The 18,390-nt window shown below is 48.7% G+C and carries 13 protein-coding genes, 13 tRNA genes, 3 rRNA genes, 1 other RNA gene and 1 other annotated feature; of the genes, 3 read left to right on the top strand and 27 right to left on the bottom strand.

Annotated features, from left to right (window positions below):
• Positions 1-48: 48 nt before the first annotated feature.
• From HNY42_RS01485 to tadA, 19 genes are all read right to left on the bottom strand, one after another.
• Positions 49-125 (bottom strand) — tRNA-Pro (locus tag HNY42_RS01485).
• Positions 126-130: 5 nt separating this feature from the next.
• A tRNA-Arg gene (locus HNY42_RS01480) sits at positions 131-204 on the bottom strand.
• Positions 205-212: 8 nt separating this feature from the next.
• Positions 213-295, bottom strand: a tRNA-Leu gene (locus HNY42_RS01475).
• A 36-nt stretch (positions 296-331) separates the two neighbouring features.
• Positions 332-406 (bottom strand) — tRNA-Gly (locus tag HNY42_RS01470).
• 11 nt (positions 407-417) lie between these two features.
• Positions 418-501, bottom strand: a tRNA-Leu gene (locus HNY42_RS01465).
• A gap of 9 nt (positions 502-510) precedes the next feature.
• Positions 511-586, bottom strand: a tRNA-Lys gene (locus HNY42_RS01460).
• Positions 587-611: 25 nt separating this feature from the next.
• Positions 612-687 (bottom strand) — tRNA-His (locus HNY42_RS01455).
• Positions 688-697: 10 nt separating this feature from the next.
• Positions 698-773, bottom strand: a tRNA-Thr gene (locus HNY42_RS01450).
• An 8-nt stretch (positions 774-781) separates the two neighbouring features.
• A tRNA-Phe gene (locus HNY42_RS01445) sits at positions 782-857 on the bottom strand.
• 27 nt (positions 858-884) lie between these two features.
• Positions 885-960, bottom strand: a tRNA-Asp gene (locus HNY42_RS01440).
• Positions 961-1,032: 72 nt separating this feature from the next.
• Positions 1,033-1,148: ribosomal RNA gene (gene rrf / locus HNY42_RS01435) — 5S ribosomal RNA — on the bottom strand.
• Between the two features lie 48 nt (positions 1,149-1,196).
• Positions 1,197-4,111, bottom strand: a 23S ribosomal RNA gene (locus HNY42_RS01430).
• A 165-nt stretch (positions 4,112-4,276) separates the two neighbouring features.
• Positions 4,277-5,838, bottom strand: a 16S ribosomal RNA gene (locus HNY42_RS01425).
• Together the 16S, 23S and 5S rRNA genes with 10 tRNA genes alongside form the textbook arrangement of a ribosomal RNA operon.
• Positions 5,839-6,183: 345 nt before the next feature.
• Positions 6,184-6,408 (bottom strand): YaaL family protein, encoded by a 225-nt coding sequence (locus HNY42_RS01420; RefSeq protein ID WP_026827023.1) that lies wholly within the window; start codon positions 6,406-6,408, stop codon positions 6,184-6,186.
• On the bottom strand, positions 6,405-7,004 hold the full coding sequence (gene recR, locus HNY42_RS01415) for a recombination mediator RecR (RefSeq protein ID WP_012368933.1): 600 nt from the start codon (positions 7,002-7,004) through the stop codon (positions 6,405-6,407). The genes HNY42_RS01420 and recR overlap by 4 nt, the downstream gene beginning before the upstream one ends.
• Positions 7,005-7,022: 18 nt before the next feature.
• The gene (locus HNY42_RS01410; RefSeq protein ID WP_012368932.1) at positions 7,023-7,343 is read right to left on the bottom strand and encodes a YbaB/EbfC family nucleoid-associated protein; all 321 of its coding nucleotides are present in this window, start codon (positions 7,341-7,343) and stop codon (positions 7,023-7,025) included.
• A 23-nt stretch (positions 7,344-7,366) separates the two neighbouring features.
• A complete protein-coding gene (gene dnaX, locus HNY42_RS01405; RefSeq protein WP_131973726.1) occupies positions 7,367-9,052 on the bottom strand; it encodes a DNA polymerase III subunit gamma/tau in 1,686 nt (561 codons plus the stop codon).
• Positions 9,053-9,147: 95 nt separating this feature from the next.
• An RNA gene (gene ffs / locus HNY42_RS01400) (signal recognition particle sRNA large type) lies at positions 9,148-9,414 on the bottom strand.
• Between the two features lie 48 nt (positions 9,415-9,462).
• Positions 9,463-9,969 (bottom strand): tRNA adenosine(34) deaminase TadA, encoded by a 507-nt coding sequence (tadA, locus tag HNY42_RS01395; RefSeq protein ID WP_131504504.1) that lies wholly within the window; start codon positions 9,967-9,969, stop codon positions 9,463-9,465.
• A gap of 108 nt (positions 9,970-10,077) precedes the next feature.
• Between tadA and HNY42_RS01390 the strand changes: the two genes are divergently transcribed.
• Together HNY42_RS01390 and HNY42_RS01385 are read left to right on the top strand one after the other, a co-directional pair.
• Entirely contained in the window at positions 10,078-10,707 is a 630-nt protein-coding gene (locus HNY42_RS01390; protein WP_131504505.1) for a deoxynucleoside kinase, read from the top strand.
• Positions 10,704-11,381, top strand: a complete 678-nt coding sequence (locus HNY42_RS01385; RefSeq protein ID WP_012368928.1) for a deoxynucleoside kinase — start codon at positions 10,704-10,706, stop codon at positions 11,379-11,381. The genes HNY42_RS01390 and HNY42_RS01385 overlap by 4 nt, the downstream gene beginning before the upstream one ends.
• A gap of 39 nt (positions 11,382-11,420) precedes the next feature.
• Here HNY42_RS01385 and HNY42_RS01380 read toward each other — a convergent pair whose 3' ends face one another.
• From HNY42_RS01380 to pdxS, 8 genes are all read right to left on the bottom strand, one after another.
• A complete protein-coding gene (locus HNY42_RS01380; protein ID WP_131504506.1) occupies positions 11,421-11,885 on the bottom strand; it encodes a DinB family protein in 465 nt (154 codons plus the stop codon).
• A gap of 106 nt (positions 11,886-11,991) precedes the next feature.
• Positions 11,992-12,081: transfer RNA gene (locus tag HNY42_RS01375), tRNA-Ser, on the bottom strand.
• 34 nt (positions 12,082-12,115) lie between these two features.
• Positions 12,116-12,206: transfer RNA gene (locus HNY42_RS01370), tRNA-Ser, on the bottom strand.
• A 35-nt stretch (positions 12,207-12,241) separates the two neighbouring features.
• Positions 12,242-12,332, bottom strand: a tRNA-Ser gene (locus HNY42_RS01365).
• A gap of 137 nt (positions 12,333-12,469) precedes the next feature.
• Positions 12,470-13,747, bottom strand: coding sequence for a serine--tRNA ligase (gene serS / locus HNY42_RS01360; protein ID WP_188004967.1), 1,278 nt, complete (start codon positions 13,745-13,747; stop codon positions 12,470-12,472).
• A 63-nt stretch (positions 13,748-13,810) separates the two neighbouring features.
• Positions 13,811-14,019, bottom strand: a binding site (T-box leader).
• Positions 14,020-14,031: 12 nt separating this feature from the next.
• On the bottom strand, positions 14,032-15,279 hold the full coding sequence (locus HNY42_RS01355; protein WP_188004966.1) for a D-alanyl-D-alanine carboxypeptidase family protein: 1,248 nt from the start codon (positions 15,277-15,279) through the stop codon (positions 14,032-14,034).
• 94 nt (positions 15,280-15,373) lie between these two features.
• A complete protein-coding gene (pdxT, locus tag HNY42_RS01350; protein WP_131973723.1) occupies positions 15,374-15,952 on the bottom strand; it encodes a pyridoxal 5'-phosphate synthase glutaminase subunit PdxT in 579 nt (192 codons plus the stop codon).
• A complete protein-coding gene (pdxS, locus tag HNY42_RS01345) occupies positions 15,946-16,833 on the bottom strand; it encodes a pyridoxal 5'-phosphate synthase lyase subunit PdxS (RefSeq protein ID WP_188005395.1) in 888 nt (295 codons plus the stop codon). Before pdxS ends, pdxT begins: the two co-directional genes overlap by 7 nt.
• Before the next feature lie 129 nt (positions 16,834-16,962).
• Here pdxS and HNY42_RS01340 point away from each other — a divergent pair, with 129 nt between their 5' ends.
• On the top strand, positions 16,963-18,357 hold the full coding sequence (locus HNY42_RS01340) for a MocR-like pyridoxine biosynthesis transcription factor PdxR (protein WP_131973721.1): 1,395 nt from the start codon (positions 16,963-16,965) through the stop codon (positions 18,355-18,357).
• Positions 18,358-18,390: the final 33 nt, after the last annotated feature.

Raw genomic sequence — 18,390 nt, 5'->3', positions numbered from 1 at the left:
GTTTTTTTGCCTCATCGTTCAGTTTTCAAAGTCCGATATGAAAAATAATGGTCGGGAAGACAGGATTCGAACCTGCGACCCCTTGGTCCCAAACCAAGTGCTCTACCAAGCTGAGCTACTTCCCGAAAAGTGCACCCTGAGAGATTCGAACTCCCGACCCCTTGATTCGTAGTCAAGTACTCTATCCAGCTGAGCTAAGGGTGCATAATAAGTGCGGTCGAGAGGACTTGAACCTCCACAGTGTTGCCACCACTAGGCCCTCAACCTAGCGCGTCTACCATTCCGCCACGACCGCAAATTATGCTATTTGATGTTTCTTATATGAAAAAATTGGAGCGGAAGACGGGATTCGAACCCGCGACCCCGACCTTGGCAAGGTCGTATTCTACCACTGAACTACTTCCGCATAAATATAAATGGTACGGGTGAAGGGACTTGAACCCCCACGTCAAAGACACTAGATCCTAAATCTAGCGCGTCTACCAATTCCGCCACACCCGCATAAAAAAATGGTGTGTCATGCAGGATTCGAACCTGCGACCCTCTGATTAAAAGTCAGATGCTCTACCAACTGAGCTAATGACACAAATAGTATGAAGTTAAAAATAAAATGGGGCGACTGATGGGAATTGAACCCACGAATGCCGGAATCACAATCCGGTGCGTTAACCACTTCGCCACAACCGCCATATTAAGATGGTGCCGGCAACAGGAGTCGAACCCGCGACCTACTGATTACAAGTCAGTTGCTCTACCAGCTGAGCTACACCGGCAGGTGTAATGGTGGCTTTGGACGGAATCGAACCGCCGACACGAGGATTTTCAGTCCTCTGCTCTACCGACTGAGCTACAAAGCCATACTAAAAAGTTTCGGTAAATAAAAATGGCGGTCCTGACGGGATTCGAACCCGCGATCTCCTGCGTGACAGGCAGGCATGTTAACCGCTACACCACAGGACCGTGGTAACTTGACGACTTCTATAATACTATATCAATCAGTCAAAATTGTCAAATACTTTATTAAAAAAGTATGCCTGGCAACGTCCTATCCTCACAGGGGGAAGCCCCCAACTACTTTCGGCGTTCAAGTGCTTAACTTCCGTGTTCGGCATGGGAACGGGTGTGACCACTTGGCTATCGTCACCAGACGACGGGCTCGCGCCCTCAAAACTGAAGTCATCAACAAGATCATCTGCTAGAACAAGGCCTCGACCGATTAGTATCACTCAGCTCCGCATGTCGCCATGCTTCCACCCGTGACCTATCTACCTCATCGTCTCTGAGGGGTCTTTCTTGATTACTCAAAGGGAAATCTCATCTTGGAGGGGGCTTCATGCTTAGATGCTTTCAGCATTTATCCCGTCCGCACGTAGCTACCCAGCGATGCTCCTGGCGGAACAACTGGTACACCAGCGGTGCGTCCATCCCGGTCCTCTCGTACTAAGGACAGCTCTCCTCAAATTTCCTGCGCCCACGACGGATAGGGACCGAACTGTCTCACGACGTTCTGAACCCAGCTCGCGTACCGCTTTAATGGGCGAACAGCCCAACCCTTGGGACCTACTCCAGCCCCAGGATGCGATGAGCCGACATCGAGGTGCCAAACCTCCCCGTCGATGTGGACTCTTGGGGGAGATCAGCCTGTTATCCCCAGGGTAGCTTTTATCCGTTGAGCGATGGCCCTTCCATGCGGAACCACCGGATCACTAAGCCCGACTTTCGTCCCTGCTCGACTTGTAGGTCTCGCAGTCAAGCTCCCTTCTGCCTTTGCGCTCTACGAATGATTTCCAACCATTCTGAGGGAACCTTTGGGCGCCTCCGTTACTGTTTAGGAGGCGACCGCCCCAGTCAAACTACCCGCCTGACACGGTCCTCCAGCCGGATGACGGCTGCGAGTTAGAGACTCTATGCATGAAGGGCGGTATCCCAAGGGTGACTCCTCCGAAGCTGGCGCTCCGGTCTCGACGTCTCCCGCCTATCCTGTACATCATGCACAAAGCCTCAATATCAGGCTGTAGTAAAGCTCCATGGGGTCTTTCCGTCCTGTCGCGGGTAACCTGCATCTTCACAGGTACTATGATTTCACCGGGTCTCTCGTTGAGACAGTGCCCAAATCGTTACGCCTTTCGTGCGGGTCGGAACTTACCCGACAAGGAATTTCGCTACCTTAGGACCGTTATAGTTACGGCCGCCGTTTACTGGGGCTTCGGTTCAAAGCTTCGCTTGCGCTAACCCATCCCCTTAACCTTCCAGCACCGGGCAGGCGTCAGCCCCTATACGTCATCTTGCGATTTAGCAGAGACCTGTGTTTTTGCTAAACAGTCGTTTGGGCCTATTCACTGCGGCTCTACTCATGTAGAGCGTCCCTTCTCCCGAAGTTACGGGACCATTTTGCCGAGTTCCTTAACGAGAGTTATCCCGCGCGTCTTAGAATTCTCATCCCGCCTACCTGTGTCGGTTTACGGTACTGGCACCTTCCACCTCACTAGAGGCTTTTCTTGGCAGTGTGAAATCGTGACCTTCGTCCCTACGGGACTCCGCATCGTTCCTCGACTTTGGTGCCTGACGGATTTGCCAATCAGACGGTCTCGAAACTTACACATGCACTTCCATCCGCATGCGTCACTATCCTCCTGCGTCCCCCCATTGTTCAAACGGTGGATCGGTGGTACAGGAATATCAACCTGTTATCCATCGCCTACGCCTTTCGGCCTCGGCTTAGGTCCAGACTAACCCTGAGCGGACGAGCCTTCCTCAGGAAACCTTGGGCTTTCGACGGAGGGGATTCTCACCCCTCTTTTCGCTACTCACACCGGCATTCTCACTTCCAAACGCTCCACTGCTCCTTACGGTACAGCTTCACAGCGGTTTGGAACGCTCCCCTACCATTCCTTACGGAATCCGCAGCTTCGGTGGTATGTTTAGCCCCGTTACATTTTCGGCGCGGCGCCACTCGACTAGTGAGCTATTACGCACTCTTTGAATGGTGGCTGCTTCTAAGCCAACATCCTAGCTGTCTAGGCAGCGCCACATCCTTTTCCACTTAACATACACTTTGGGACCTTAGCTGGCGGTCTGGGCTGTTTCCCTCTTGACTACGGATCTTATCACTCGCAGTCTGACTCCCGAGTATAAGTTGCCGGCATTCGGAGTTTAACTGAATTCGGTAACCCTGTGGGGGCCCCTAGTCCAATCAGTGCTCTACCTCCGGAACTCTCAACCTCGAGGCTAGCCCTAAAGCTATTTCGGGGAGAACCAGCTATCTCCAGGTTCGATTGGCATTTCACCGCTACCCACACCTCATCCCCGCACTTTTCAACGTGCGTGGGTTCGGACCTCCAGTCAGTGTTACCTGACCTTCATCCTGGACATGGGTAGATCACCTGGTTTCGGGTCTACGACAACGCACTATGGCGCCCTATTCAGACTCGCTTTCGCTACGGCTCCGCCTCATCAGCTTAACCTCGCGCGCTATCGTAACTCGCCGGTTCATTCTACAAAAGGCACGCCATCACCCATTAACGGGCTCTGACTACTTGTAGGCATACGGTTTCAGGATCTATTTCACTCCCCTTCCGGGGTGCTTTTCACCTTTCCCTCACGGTACTGGTTCACTATCGGTCACTAGGGAGTATTTAGCCTTGGGAGATGGTCCTCCCGGATTCCGACGGGGTTTCACGTGTCCCGCCGTACTCAGGATCCACTCTGGAGGGAAAACAGTTTCAGCTACAGGGCTGTCACCTTCTTCGGCCGACCTTTCCAGGTCGTTCACCTACTGTCTTCCTTTTTGACTCCGTATAGAGTGTCCTACAACCCCGGAGAGCATGCTCTCCGGTTTGGGCTGTTCCCGTTTCGCTCGCCGCTACTCAGGGAATCGCATTTGCTTTCTCTTCCTCCGGGTACTTAGATGTTTCAGTTCCCCGGGTCTGCCTCACGCTACACTATGTATTCATGTAACATGTCCCATCCCATTACGGATGGTGGGTTCCCCCATTCGGAAATCCTCGGATCAAAGCATACTTACTGCTCCCCGAAGCATATCGCTGTTCGTCGCGTCCTTCATCGGCTCCTAGTGCCAAGGCATCCACCGTACGCCCTTCATACCTTGATCTAGCATTTTGGTATTCTAAGAACACACGTCTAATGACATGGTTATAAAAATTTGATGTCTTGTTGATGTCTTCAGTTTTCAAGGTGCGAGTGTCTCTTGCGAGACTGAGAGACGAGCTCTCAAAACTGAACGATGGGCATGTCCCGTAAGGGACGTTTTCCTTAGAAAGGAGGTGATCCAGCCGCACCTTCCGATACGGCTACCTTGTTACGACTTCACCCCAATCATCTACCCCACCTTCGACGGCTGGCTCCTTGCGGTTACCTCACCGGCTTCGGGTGTTGCAAACTCTCGTGGTGTGACGGGCGGTGTGTACAAGACCCGGGAACGTATTCACCGCAGTATGCTGACCTGCGATTACTAGCGATTCCGACTTCATGCAGGCGAGTTGCAGCCTGCAATCCGAACTGGGAACGGCTTTCTGGGATTGGCTCCACCTCGCGGTCTCGCTGCCCTTTGTACCGTCCATTGTAGCACGTGTGTAGCCCAACTCATAAGGGGCATGATGATTTGACGTCATCCCCACCTTCCTCCGGTTTGTCACCGGCAGTCTCCCTAGAGTGCCCAACTGAATGCTGGCAACTAAGGATAGGGGTTGCGCTCGTTGCGGGACTTAACCCAACATCTCACGACACGAGCTGACGACAACCATGCACCACCTGTCACCCTTGTCCCCGAAGGGAAAACTTGATCTCTCAAGCGGTCAAGGGGATGTCAAGAGTTGGTAAGGTTCTTCGCGTTGCTTCGAATTAAACCACATGCTCCACCGCTTGTGCGGGTCCCCGTCAATTCCTTTGAGTTTCAGCCTTGCGGCCGTACTCCCCAGGCGGAGTGCTTAATGCGTTAGCTTCAGCACTGAGGGGCGGAAACCCCCCAACACCTAGCACTCATCGTTTACGGCGTGGACTACCAGGGTATCTAATCCTGTTTGCTCCCCACGCTTTCGCGCCTCAGCGTCAGTTACAGACCAAAGAGTCGCCTTCGCCACTGGTGTTCCTCCACATCTCTACGCATTTCACCGCTACACATGGAATTCCACTCTTCTCTTCTGTACTCAAGCCTTCCAGTTTCCAATGACCCTCCCCGGTTGAGCCGGGGGCTTTCACATCAGACTTAAAAGGCCGCCTGCGCGCGCTTTACGCCCAATAATTCCGGACAACGCTTGCCACCTACGTATTACCGCGGCTGCTGGCACGTAGTTAGCCGTGGCTTTCTCGCAAGGTACCGTCAAGGTACGAGCATTACCTCTCGTACTTGTTCTTCCCTTACAACAGAGTTTTACGATCCGAAAACCTTCATCACTCACGCGGCGTTGCTCCATCAGACTTTCGTCCATTGTGGAAGATTCCCTACTGCTGCCTCCCGTAGGAGTCTGGGCCGTGTCTCAGTCCCAGTGTGGCCGATCACCCTCTCAGGTCGGCTATGCATCGTCGCCTTGGTGGGCCATTACCCCACCAACTAGCTAATGCACCGCAAGGCCATCCCAAGGTGACGCCGGAGCGCCTTTCATCATCAGACCATGCGGTCTGAAGAACTATTCGGTATTAGCTCCGATTTCTCGGAGTTATCCCAATCCTTGGGGCAGGTTCCTTACGTGTTACTCACCCGTCCGCCGCTCATTCCCTTCACTTCCCTCCGAAGAGTTCCGTGAGCTTCCTGCGCTCGACTTGCATGTATTAGGCACGCCGCCAGCGTTCGTCCTGAGCCAGGATCAAACTCTCCATAAAGTGTTTGACTTGCTCGTTGTGTGACCGAAGTCACGTTGACGAAGCTTGCGCTTCATTCATTGTTTGTATCCGAAGATACGTTTTTTTGCCTCATCGTTCAGTTTTCAAAGTTCGTCCGCGCCTGTTTTGGCGACTCAATTAGAATACCAAGTCTGAAACAATAAGTCAACAACTTTTTGAAAGAAGTTTTTTCTTGTTTCCGGCAGTGCGCTCATCCTCTTAAGGACAAGAATTAATATACCACGATAATTACAACCTGACAACTCTTTTATTAAATTAATTTTAAAAAGAAGATAAAAGAAGGCTACCTCCCCATTACTAGGCGGTAGCCTTCCTCTTTTTTCATTATAAGCGAACAGTCGGTAGCGAGACACGTCGTTTCTTCGCTTCTCTAATATAGAAGTAATAAACGGATTCAGCCAGCTTCATTTGAGCTTCGAGATCACCGTAGTCATCGTAACTGATTTCAAGCAAACGGCGTTTCATCAAGTAGTTTTCTTGTGCCTGCGCCAGTTCCCGAAGAAAACGTTCATCATATTCGCTCCGGATTTTTTTCCGAAACCAATTCATAACTCGCGTCTTCCCTCCATGGCACGGGATAACGTTACTTCATCCGCGTACTCTAAATCACCACCGACCGGAAGACCATGGGCAATCCGGGTAACACGAATACCCGTCGGTTTCAGCAGTCGGGAAAGATACATGGCTGTCGCTTCCCCTTCAATGTTCGGATTCGTTGCCAAAATGATTTCTGTAATGGCTTCATCCGCCTGCAAGCGCGTCAATAAGCTCGATACATTGATATCTTCAGGACCGATTCCTTCCATTGGACTGATTGCCCCGTGTAAGACATGGTACAACCCTTGATAGTCCCGCATCTTTTCCATCGCGATGACATCCCGTGAATCTTGAACGACACAAACGATTGTCCGGTTACGGTGTTTATCAGAACAGACGTAACATGGATCTTTATCTGTGATATTCCCACAGATGCTGCAGTACGAAATATCACGCTTTGCGCTTACAAGGGCCTTTCCGAACATCAGCACATCGTCTTCTTCCATATCAAGGACATGGAACGCAAGACGGACAGCCGTTTTCGGACCGATTCCTGGTAACTTCGTAAAACTTTCGATTAAGCGGCTGATTGCTTCAGGATATTGCAATTCGTTTCCCCCTACAGTTTAAAACATTCCCGGCATGTTCATTCCTTGTGTAAATTTACCCATCTTACTCGAAACGAGTTCATCCACTTTTTTCAAAGCATCATTCGTAGCCGCTAGAACGAGATCTTGAATCATCTCAACATCGTCCGGATCAACGACTTCTTCTTTAATGATGACATCGATGATATTTTTATGACCATCTGCTACGACTGAGACCATTTCGCCACCGGCCGTTCCTGTCACCGTCAAGTCCTTTAACTCTTCTTGCGCTTTCGCCATATCTTTTTGCATCTTTTGCATTTGTTTCATCATATTGTTCATATTCCCCATACCACGCATAATTCTTCCTCCTCTAACTGAAATTAGTCTTCGAATTCTACGATATCACCAAATCGTCCGAGCGTCTCGGACAACAATCGATCTTCTTCCGATTCGACTGCCACTTCTTTCTCTTCTATATTACTACTATTTCGTTTCGCAACAAACTCTGCTTTTAGTTCTTTCCAGTCACTATCGAGAATCGCAAGAATTTGACGTTTGACGCCACAGACCTCAAACAACGCTTCTTCAATGACGAAACGCGTCCGTTCGTTGGTCATGACCTGTTCAAAGTGCCATCCTTTTCCGTTATCGAATTCAATCAGCAACGTATCCTCTGAGCACAAGACCGGTTTACTTTCGTGTACCAAAGAATAAATCGGACCATCTTGTTTCAGAATCAATTTCAAAATGGCATCCCAACGTTCTTGAATCTCAAGAAGCTGCGTCTTCTCTGCACGACTCAACATTTGCCGAATTCTTTCCTTCGCAATCCGTACTGTCGGTCGGGCTTGTTTTCGCTTAGCGGGCTGTTGGGCAGGGGCTCCTTCGGCAGCCGGGACTCCGGTCACTTTTAACTGATGCATCTGTTCCTTCAGTTCCCGTACCTCTTGTTGCAAACTTTGCATGATTTGTCCTGTCGTCCGTCCTTGTTCCGCGATCTGAATGAACGCAATCTCGACTAGAACACGGGGATGGTTCGTCAAACGCATCTGCTGCTGGCAGTCATGTAACTGTTCAATGACATGGAAACATGTTTCTGTCTCGATCGTCTCGACGAATGTCTTGAACGCTTCCGTCGGTCGAGCCCGTTCCAGTAAATCAACTGCTGTCGGAGACGTTTTGAGTAGCAATGTATCACGATAGAAAAACACCAAGTCTTCAACGAAACGCTTTAAGTCTTTTCCTGCACGTTGCATTTTTTCAAGCGTCTGCAACAACTGGTCGACTTGATGAGCTTGCAGGGCATTGGCGACCGCGAGCAATGCTTCATCCTCGACCGCACCCGTCACTTCTAATACGGCATCATCATTTAAGTCTCCATTTGAAAAGGCAACTGCTTGATCGAGCAGACTTAATGCATCCCGCATTCCGCCATCCGCAGCCCGGGCAATCAATCGTAACGCCGTTTCCGTGTAGCCGATCGTTTGATCCGACAAGATGTACTGCATCCGTTCCATTAATTGATCCACTTCATGACGTTTCACATCAAAACGTTGGCAACGTGAAATAATCGTCGCCGGAATTTTATGCGGTTCTGTCGTTGCCAGGATGAAAATCGCATGTGCCGGCGGTTCTTCCAATGTTTTTAATAACGCATTGAAGGCACCGGTCGATAACATATGGACTTCATCGATGATATATACTTTGTACGCTGCTTCCGATGGCGGATATTTGACCTTATCCCGGATTTCACGGATTTCATCAACACCGTTGTTGGACGCGGCATCGATTTCAAATACATCAGGACTTGATCCTTCTGTAATCGCCCGACATGTCGGACATTCGTTGCATGGTTCATTTACAGGCGCTTTTTCACAGTTGATTGCCTTCGCAATGATTTTTGCCAGACTTGTTTTCCCCGTCCCCCGTGGTCCAGAGAACAGATAGGCATGTGACATCCGTTCTTCCATCAAGGCGTTTTGAATCGTCCGGGTAATGTGGGCCTGTCCGACGACTTCATCAAAACGTTGCGGCCGGTACACCCGATATAATGCTTGATAGGCCAAGTTTGCGCCTCCTCTATTTATAATCCTCTTTCTATTCTACCTAAAAAAGTCTACAACCGGAACCGGCTGTAGACTTGTTATCTAAAATTAAACTGCCGCGCACCATATTCTGAAATAGGTTCAACATGCGTTACTCACGCAGCCTGCTCAGTCCAAGCACTCCTGCGGCACACAGAGAGCACCACTTAAGGCTGCTTCCTTCCGGACCTGACCTGGTTCATGGGTATCTGTTGCGCAGGACTCAAACGTCAACGCTACTTACGTAAGGCAGACCACACCAATCCTATCCCTCGATATGGAATTCAGTCTCGCTATAGCGGATTGCGAGTGACAGGGAACCGCTACATCCCCACCTAGCACGGCAAATGGTTTATCGTATTTTAGTGGCACTTGTTTCGAGTGCTTTTTCATTATACTGTTTCATCGGTCCCGTTGCAACCCATTGCCCGTTTCTGTTGTTTCTTTTTCGCCCGAAGCTCCCGGAAAAATGTAGTCAGCATCTCGCCACACTCCTGTTCAAGGACACCACCTGTCAATTGTGACACATGATTGAACCGGTCATCCTGAACCAGATTCATCAACGTTCCGCAACAGCCGCCTTTCGGATCGACCGCTCCGAAGATGACGTGTTCGATCCGCGACAGCATGATGGCTCCGGCACACATCGGACAAGGTTCGAGTGTCACATAGAGTTCGCATCCTTCGAGACGCCAGTTGGCGAGCTTCCTGCAGGCTTCTTCGATCGCTAACAGCTCTGCATGCGCCGTCGCCTGATGATTCGTTTCCCGGTGGTTATAACCGGTCGCGATCACCTCATCCCCTTTAACAATGACACAACCAATCGGGACTTCTCCGATGGCTTTTGCTTTTTTTGCTTCCTCAATGGCAAGGTGCATATAGTGTTCATGCCGTTCCATCATCACACTTCCTATCTTTACAAAAATTCTCTCCGGGAAACTTCGGCAGGTGCCCCTGCTTTGTGCTAAAATATGAATTGCACTTTGCTGAACGGAGGGTAATTGAATATGTTCATAACGGTTGAAGGACCCATTGGTGTTGGAAAAACTTCACTTGCTAACGCCATCAGTCACCATTTCTCATTTTCTATGTTACGCGAAATCGTCGAAGAAAATCCCTTTCTTGGAAAGTTCTATGAAGACATTGAAGAATGGAGTTTCCAAACGGAAATGTTCTTCCTGTGTAATCGCTTTAAGCAACTCGATGATATCGAACGTCACTATCTCAGTAAGCAACGCTCTGTCGTCGCTGATTATCATATCTTTAAAAATCTTATTTTTGCCCATCGTTCTCTGAAAGTCGAGCACCTCGATAAGTACGAACAAATCTATTCGATCCTGACAACGGATATGCCTAAACCGGATGCCGTCATTTATTTAGATGCAAGCATCGACACATTGATGAAACGTGTTGCTTTACGAGGACGTGAGATTGAAGAAAACATGTCACGTGCTTACCTCGAACAACTGGCAGCTGATTACGAAACGTTCGTCACGGATTATCAATTCAAACATCCGGAAGTGAAAGTCATCCGTTTCAACGGAGATGAACTCGACTTCGTCAAACGTCCGGAAGATTTAGAATATGTCCTGACAAAGATCCGCAATGAATTATATGAAGGAGCGAACCACGCATGAACTCGAAGTTACGCGAAAAGTACAACATCCCGGCAGACGCCGTCATCACGATCGGCGGAATGGTCGGTATCGGTAAATCGACGATTACAAACGGTCTAGCAGACTCACTTGGTTTCCGGACATCTCTTGAAAAAGTCGATACGAACCCTTACCTCGACAAATTTTATCATGATTTCGAGCGGTGGAGCTTCCACTTACAAATTTACTTCCTTGCTGAACGCTTTAAGGAACAAAAGAAAATCTTCCAATACGGTGGCGGCTTTATTCAAGACCGTTCGATTTACGAAGATACAGGTATCTTTGCGAAGATGCATTTTGAAAAAGGAACGATGTCGCCAACAGACTATGAAACGTACTCGAGTTTATTTGACGCGATGGTCATGACACCGTTCTTCCCGCATCCGGATCTCCTGATTTATCTCGAAGGATCGTTTGAACAAGTTTTAGAGCGGATTCGTTTACGCGGACGCGAAATGGAACAACAAACGCCAATCGAGTATTGGGAAGAAATGTACGAACGCTATACGAACTGGATCAATAACTTCACGATCTGCCCTGTCCTTCGTCTATCGATTGACGAATACGATTTGTTGAACGAACCGGAATCCATCGAACGGATTTTATCAAAAATCGACAAACAACTTGAAGTTGCCCGCACAGCTAAAATCCGCTAATCCAAAAGCCCGTCGACGGTTAGGTCGACGGGCTTTTTTTCATGCTACGGTTACTTGTTCAATTTGAGCCCGGTGATGCAAATCGTGTTGCATCATGGCACCTAAAAAGTCGAGAAGCGAAATCGTTTTTCCTTTTGACGTGAATGTATCCGTCAACCGGTCTTCCGGAATCAGTTCAACGGCACGGTGCAACCGGTCACGGCTGACTAAAAATTCATCAATCGTCAAAATCCGTTGTTGTTCCCGGCTCATTTTTGCAGCCTCTTCGTTAACAGCCTCGCTGTCCGGTTTCACACGGAACGGCTCATTGGCCAAAATATATGGCAAGCGTTCCGCGACAAGGAACCGGTCCCACGGCGATAAATGACCAATGATTTCAGCGACTGTCCATTTCCCTTCCGCATAAGGTGTCCGCCATGCTTCTTCCGGTATATGTTCAAGACCACGAACAAAATCCATCGTGTCCTGATAATGCGTGAGTAACGTTTGTTTAGTGAGTGTCATAGTTGCTGCTCCTTTTTCTGTCTAAGATGTAGGAAAACATAGCATGCCACTCTCGATGGAAGCAATAAAAAAGCACCTCACCATGAATGGGAGATGCTTATATAAGCGGAGTCGGTGGGATTCGAACCCACGCGGGCCTTGCGACCCCTAACGGATTTCGAGTCCGTCCCCTTCAGCCGGGCTTGGGTACGACTCCATGTTACATGTAATTTTAGGTAAAAAAAAAGAAGTGGAGGAGGCGGTGGGATTCGAACCCACGCACGGCTTTCGCCGCCTGACGGTTTTCAAGACCGTTCTCTTAAACCACTTGAGTACGCCTCCAAGTTATATGTAGTTTTCAGGTAAAAAAAAAGAAATGGAGGAGGCGGTGGGATTCGAACCCACGCACGGCTTTCGCCGCCTGACGGTTTTCAAGACCGTTCTCTTAAACCACTTGAGTACGCCTCCGTACTTATAATTGCGCGTCGTGTTGTACGAGCGCCTTCCTGACATAAATTATGATAGCATCTTGGTTTTATTGTGTAAAGCCTTTTTCTAAAAAAACTTTTTAAAAAATCAGAAGGGGGAAATCTCCCCCTTCCTACTTATTCTTGAATGACTTCAAGACCACCCATGTATGGACGAAGTACTTCTGGAATAACAACTGATCCATCTGCTTGTTGATAGTTCTCAAGAATTGCCGCTACCGTCCGTCCGACTGCAAGTGCAGATCCGTTTAACGTATGGACGAATTCCGGTTTGGCATTCGCTTCCCGACGGAAACGGATTTGTGCCCGGCGCGCTTGGAAATCTTCAAAGTTTGAGCAAGAAGAAATCTCACGGTACACACCTTGGCTCGGCATCCAAACTTCGATGTCATATTTCTTCGCAGCTGTGAAACCAAGATCTGCTGTACACATGCTTAAAACTTGATACGGAAGTTTGAGTAATTTCAGCACGTCTTCTGCTTGTCCTGTCAATAACTCAAGCTGTTCGTATGATTCTTCCGGTTTGACGAAGCGGACCAGTTCCACTTTGTTGAATTGGTGCTGACGGATCAAACCGCGGGTATCACGGCCGGCAGAACCTGCTTCAGACCGGAAACATTGGCTGTAGGCTGCATAACCGATTGGTAATTGATCGGCTGACAGGATTTCTTCCCGGTGCATGTTCGTCACCGGTACTTCTGCTGTCGGGACAAGGAAATAGTTGGTGTCTTCGACTTTGAACGCATCTTCTTCAAATTTCGGAAGCTGTCCTGTTCCTGTCATAGAATCGCGGTTGACCATGAGTGGCGGAAGAATTTCCGTATAGCCGTTTTTATCCTGGTGTAAATCCATCATGAAGTTGATCAATGCCCGCTCGAGACGTGCACCGGCACCGCGGTAAAAGACGAATCGGCTGCCCGTTACTTTTCCGGCACGCTCGACATCAACGATTTTTAATTGCTCCATCAAATCCCAGTGCGGTACAGCTTCAAAATCAAATGCCGGTTTATCGCCGACTTCGCGGATGACGACATTATCGTCTTCCGTAGAACCGATTGGGACACTGTCATGGGGAATGTTCGGAATCCCAAGCAACAACAGGTTTAGTGTCGCTTCGACTTCACGCAATTCTTCATCAAGCGCTTTGACTTCATCGCCGACTTGACGCATCGCCGCAATCGCCTCATCCGCATTTTCTTTGTTGCGTTTCAGTTCTGCGATTTTTTTTGTTGCTTCATTGCGTTCTGCTTTTAGAACTTCTGTTTTCGCAATCAGTTCCCGGCGCTTTTCATCAAGTGCGAGGAACCGGTTCATGTCCGTCAAATCTTCCCCCCGGTGTGCTAGTTTTTCTTGGATTGCGTCAAAATCCTGACGCAGACGTTTAATATCAATCATCTTATTTCCTCCTTTTTTTCAATAAAAAAAGGCAATCCATCCCTCTCCGGTTCTAAAAAACCGAAGAGGGACGAATCACCTGGATCCGCGTTGCCACCCTCATTGCTAGTCGTACTAGCCAACTCTAAAGACGCGATAACGGGCGTACCCGCACCTTGTTCGCAAGGTGTGTGATCCGGCTCGATTCAAAGTATCCTTCTGACTAGTTCGCACCACCCACTAGCTCTCTTAACAGAATAAATGCTTCTACTTGGTCCGTTCATGACATCATTATGAGATTAGCTTTACTTTACACTATCCCCTTTAAGGTTGACAAGGGTTGGTTGATGAATCGCTTGACTGATTTTTTTGGACCAGGCCGAAACTGCACGGAACAAACGTGTCTGGAAGCTCGCCAGTTCAACTTTTTCAGCACTGGTTACGACAGCCTGAGGAACGGAAAAGCCGGGCAAGTACCGTCCGGCGTCCTCCACTTGGACCGTTCCGATGGCTTCACCCCGCTTTAAAGGGGCTTCGGCTTTTGAAAATTGAAAGACGGGCGTCTGGGGTTTCGGCTGATTTTTTAATACCGTCACGTATAAAGCTGTTTTCGTCACAACATCATAACGGGCTTGTTTTGCCCCTCGGATCGGTAAGGCGCCTTTAATTTGTTCTCCTTTTCCGTAATACGTCAACGGTTCAAAAGAAGAAAAACCATAATCGAGCAATTTTTTCGTTTCGGCGAATCGGGCTTTATCCGATTTGGTGCGCATGACGACCGAAACGAGCGTTAAATTCCCACGGGTTGCGACACTCGCAAAACAGTAACCGGCAAGATCCGTCGTTCCAGTCTTCATTCCCCGCATTCCGCTGTATACATACGGTTGACGCGGCAACATCTTATTGGAGTTTTCCACCTTCGCTCCATTGATTGTAATGAATGAACGTTTCGTCACATCTAATACATCCGGATAGTCTTGAATGTAACGGATGATCAAAAGCGAAATATCCATCGCCGTCATCAAGTTCGTTCCCGGTAATGTCGCATCGACAGCATCCAGTCCGGATGCATTTGCATATTCCGTGTCTTTCATTCCCAGTGCGGCCGCCGTTTCATTCATCCGTTCGACGAATTGTTTTTCCGTTCCAGCCATGACTTCTGCCAACAGGACGGCAGCATCGTTAGCCGATTTAATGAAGGCCGCATCATACAGTTCCCGAATCGTATACGTTGTTTTCCGAATCGGTAACCGGGCAATTCCTTGTGTTTTCGCAAGTTTCAACACTTTTCCACTTGGTCGAACCGTTTGATTCCACGACAGTTTTTTCTGCTCAATTTGCTGACGCACTAGATAAAGTGTCATCAATTTTGTCATCGAAGCCGGCGGTAACGACAACTCAGCCTGTTCAGCCAATAAGATCTTACCTGTCACAGCATCGACCATTATGTAAGATTCCGCCTGAATGTCCGGTGTTTCCGCATAGCCTGTCATCGGTGACAAATCAGCTGTCAGTATAAGTACACTCAGGAAGAGTGTGAAAAGACGTTTCATCGGTCCTCTCCTTCAAATGATGTTCTATCTTTTCAGTGTAGCACAAAAAAAGAAACCGACAGCCGGAAACTGACGGTTTCTCTGTTGCTTTTGATCAAACAGAAACAGCATTACGCTGTCTGATTTTTTGAATGAAATAGTCATGAAGACGTCGGTCTGACGTTAACTCCGGATGGAAGGAGCAGGCGAGATGGAGGTCCGTCTCGACGGCAACGGCCGCTGTTCCCAGCGTAGATAAGACGCGTACGCCTTCTCCGACCTGTTCGACAAAAGGAGCTCGGATGAAAACAGCTTCGATATCCTGCCCTACGCCTTCGACAATCAAAGATGTCTCAAAACTGTCGACTTGTCGCCCAAACGCATTTCGCTTTACTGTCATCGGGATGGCTCGTAAATGGGCAGGACTTTCACTCAATTCACTTGCCAGTAAAATCATTCCGGCACATGTACCGAACATCGGTAACGTATCAATTTGAAGCCGCAAGACATCGAGCAATCCATAGCGATCAATCAACCGGCGTATCGTCGTTGATTCCCCGCCCGGTAAGATTAAACCGTCGATCCCGTCCAAGTCCGCAGCCGACTTGACGATCATCGTTTTGACTCCGAGTGTATGAAGCATCTCCTGATGTTCCCGGACCGCGCCTTGGACACCTAATACACCAATTACCATCCGCGTGGTGCCATCCGTTCTTCAAACGGCATCGACGTCACATCGATTCCTTTCATCGCTGTGCCCAGTCCTCTCGAAAGATGGGCAATCCGTTCGAAATCATCTTTATACGTCACGGCTTCGACGATAGCTTTCGCCACGCGTTCCGGATGTTCCGATTTAAAGATACCAGAACCGACAAACACACCATCGGCTCCGAGATGCATCATCAAGGCGGCATCGGCCGGCGTCGCAATTCCACCCGCTGCAAAATTGACGACGGGAAGACGCCCTGCTGCTTGAATCTGTTGTAATACTTCGTAAGAGGCTCCCCACTCTTTACTGCGTGTCATCAATTCATCGGGTTGTGAATGAAGAATCTGCTGAAGTTGCGCTTGAATCTTCCGCATATGACGAACAGCTTCCACGACATTGCCCGTCCCCGGTTCCCCTTTTGTCCGGATCATGGCCGCTCCTTCTGCAATCCGTCGTGCTGCTTCCCCTAAATCACGTGCTCCACAGACAAAAGGGACTGTAAACGCCGATTTCAACAAATGATATTCTTCATCTGCCGGCGTCAGGACTTCACTTTCATCGATAAAATCAACACCTAATGATTCAAGAACCCGTGCTTCCACGATATGTCCGATACGGCATTTCGCCATCACCGGAATCGACACGGCCTGCAAGACGTCTTCTGTAATGAGTGGATCAGCCATCCGGGCCACTCCACCGTCACGCCGGATGTCCGATGGTACCCGTTCAAGTGCCATGACTGCCACCGCACCGGCAGCTTCTGCGATTTTAGCCTGCTCCGCATTCACGACGTCCATGATGACACCACCCTTTTGCATTTCGGCCATCCCTCGTTTGACACGATCTGATCCTTGTTGTCGCTCCATCATTTTGAACTCCCCCTAGACATTGATAGTATTTCCAATCGCTGATACTTTTTAGTATATTCTTCGTTGACTATTTTAAAAGTATCAGTTTATGATGAATTAACCAGGTCAGTGAAAAGGAGACAATCTATGGACATGTTATCGTTTGAGTTAGTACGGGAGGGAAACCGTCCGTTGTATGAACAGCTGTATCAACAAATACGTCAGGAAATCATTGAAGGACGCCTGGCCTACGGGACGAAATTACCGTCAAAACGAAAGCTTGGCCAGTTTTTAAATCTCAGCCAGACGACCATTGAACTGGCTTATCAACAATTGGTCGCAGAAGGATATGTCGAATCCGTTTCCCGGAAAGGTTACTTCGTCTTAGCGTATGAAGAGCTGGCGTATGTTAAAACAACACCTTTGCCGACAAGCCAACGGACAAATCAAAAACCGACCATGCGGTACGATTTTCACCCAAGTAAAATCGACGGCTCCTCTTTTCCTTTTTCACGTTGGCGAAAACATGCCAAGGATGTCATCGATGAACAACATCAATCACTCGTCTCCCTCGGACATCCGCAAGGTGATTTAGCGTTACGTCTTGAGATTGCGACGTATCTTTATCATTCACGAGGGGTCGTCTGTTCTCCAGAACAGATCATCATTGGTTCCGGCGTCGAACAACTTCTGCCGCAAATCATCTTTTTGTTAGGAAAATCGACGACTTATGGTATTGAAGATCCAGGGTATCATGCGACACGCTTAATCCTTGAAAGTCATGAACGAAAGACCATTCCGATTCCTGTCGACCAAAACGGTTTAACGATTCATTCTCTGATTCAAAGTCCAGCCGATGTGATGTATGTGACACCAGCCCACCAGTTTCCGTCCGGCAGTATTCTGTCTGTCAATCGACGCCGGCAGCTGCTAAACTGGGCAGCTGAATCGGATAGCCGTTATATCATTGAAGATGATTATGACAGTGAATTCCGATACAGTGGAAAATCAATTCCTTCCTTGCACAGTATGGACAGTGAGCGGGTGATTTACCTGAGTACATTTTCAAAATCGTTAATGCCGTCCCTTCGAATCGGATATATGGTGCTGCCCCGCCCTTTACTAGAAAGATATCAAACTGAATTTCCGTACTACACGTGCAGTGTCTCCCGATTTGATCAAACGATTTTGACACGCTTCATGAAAGAAGGCGACTTTGAGAAACATTTGAACCGGATGCGAAAAATCTACCGTCGGAAACTCGATGTCGTCGTTCACGCTCTCCGGGATGTTCCGTTTCTGCGATTGACGGGGGAAAGCGCCGGCCTTCATATCGTCCTTTCCGTCTCAAACGGAATGGACGAACAGGAGTTACTGCGACGGGCGAATGAATCTTCCATTCAAGTGTATGGTTTATCAGATTATGCCCAACTTCCGTTATCCACAGTTCATCCACAGATTGTTCTCGGATTTGCAAGTCTGACAGAACAACAGTTGAATCAAGGGCTTACTGAGCTCGTTTCAGCTTGGCAGTTACAGTAAGTTTATCCACAAGGTTATCCACAAAAAACCCTG

It is taken from the genome of Exiguobacterium sp. Helios (genome assembly GCF_014524545.1).
GTDB lineage: Bacteria > Bacillota > Bacilli > Exiguobacteriales > Exiguobacteriaceae > Exiguobacterium_A.
Note: the sequence above shows the minus strand (reverse complement) of the source record. Positions and strands in the feature narration are given on the sequence as shown.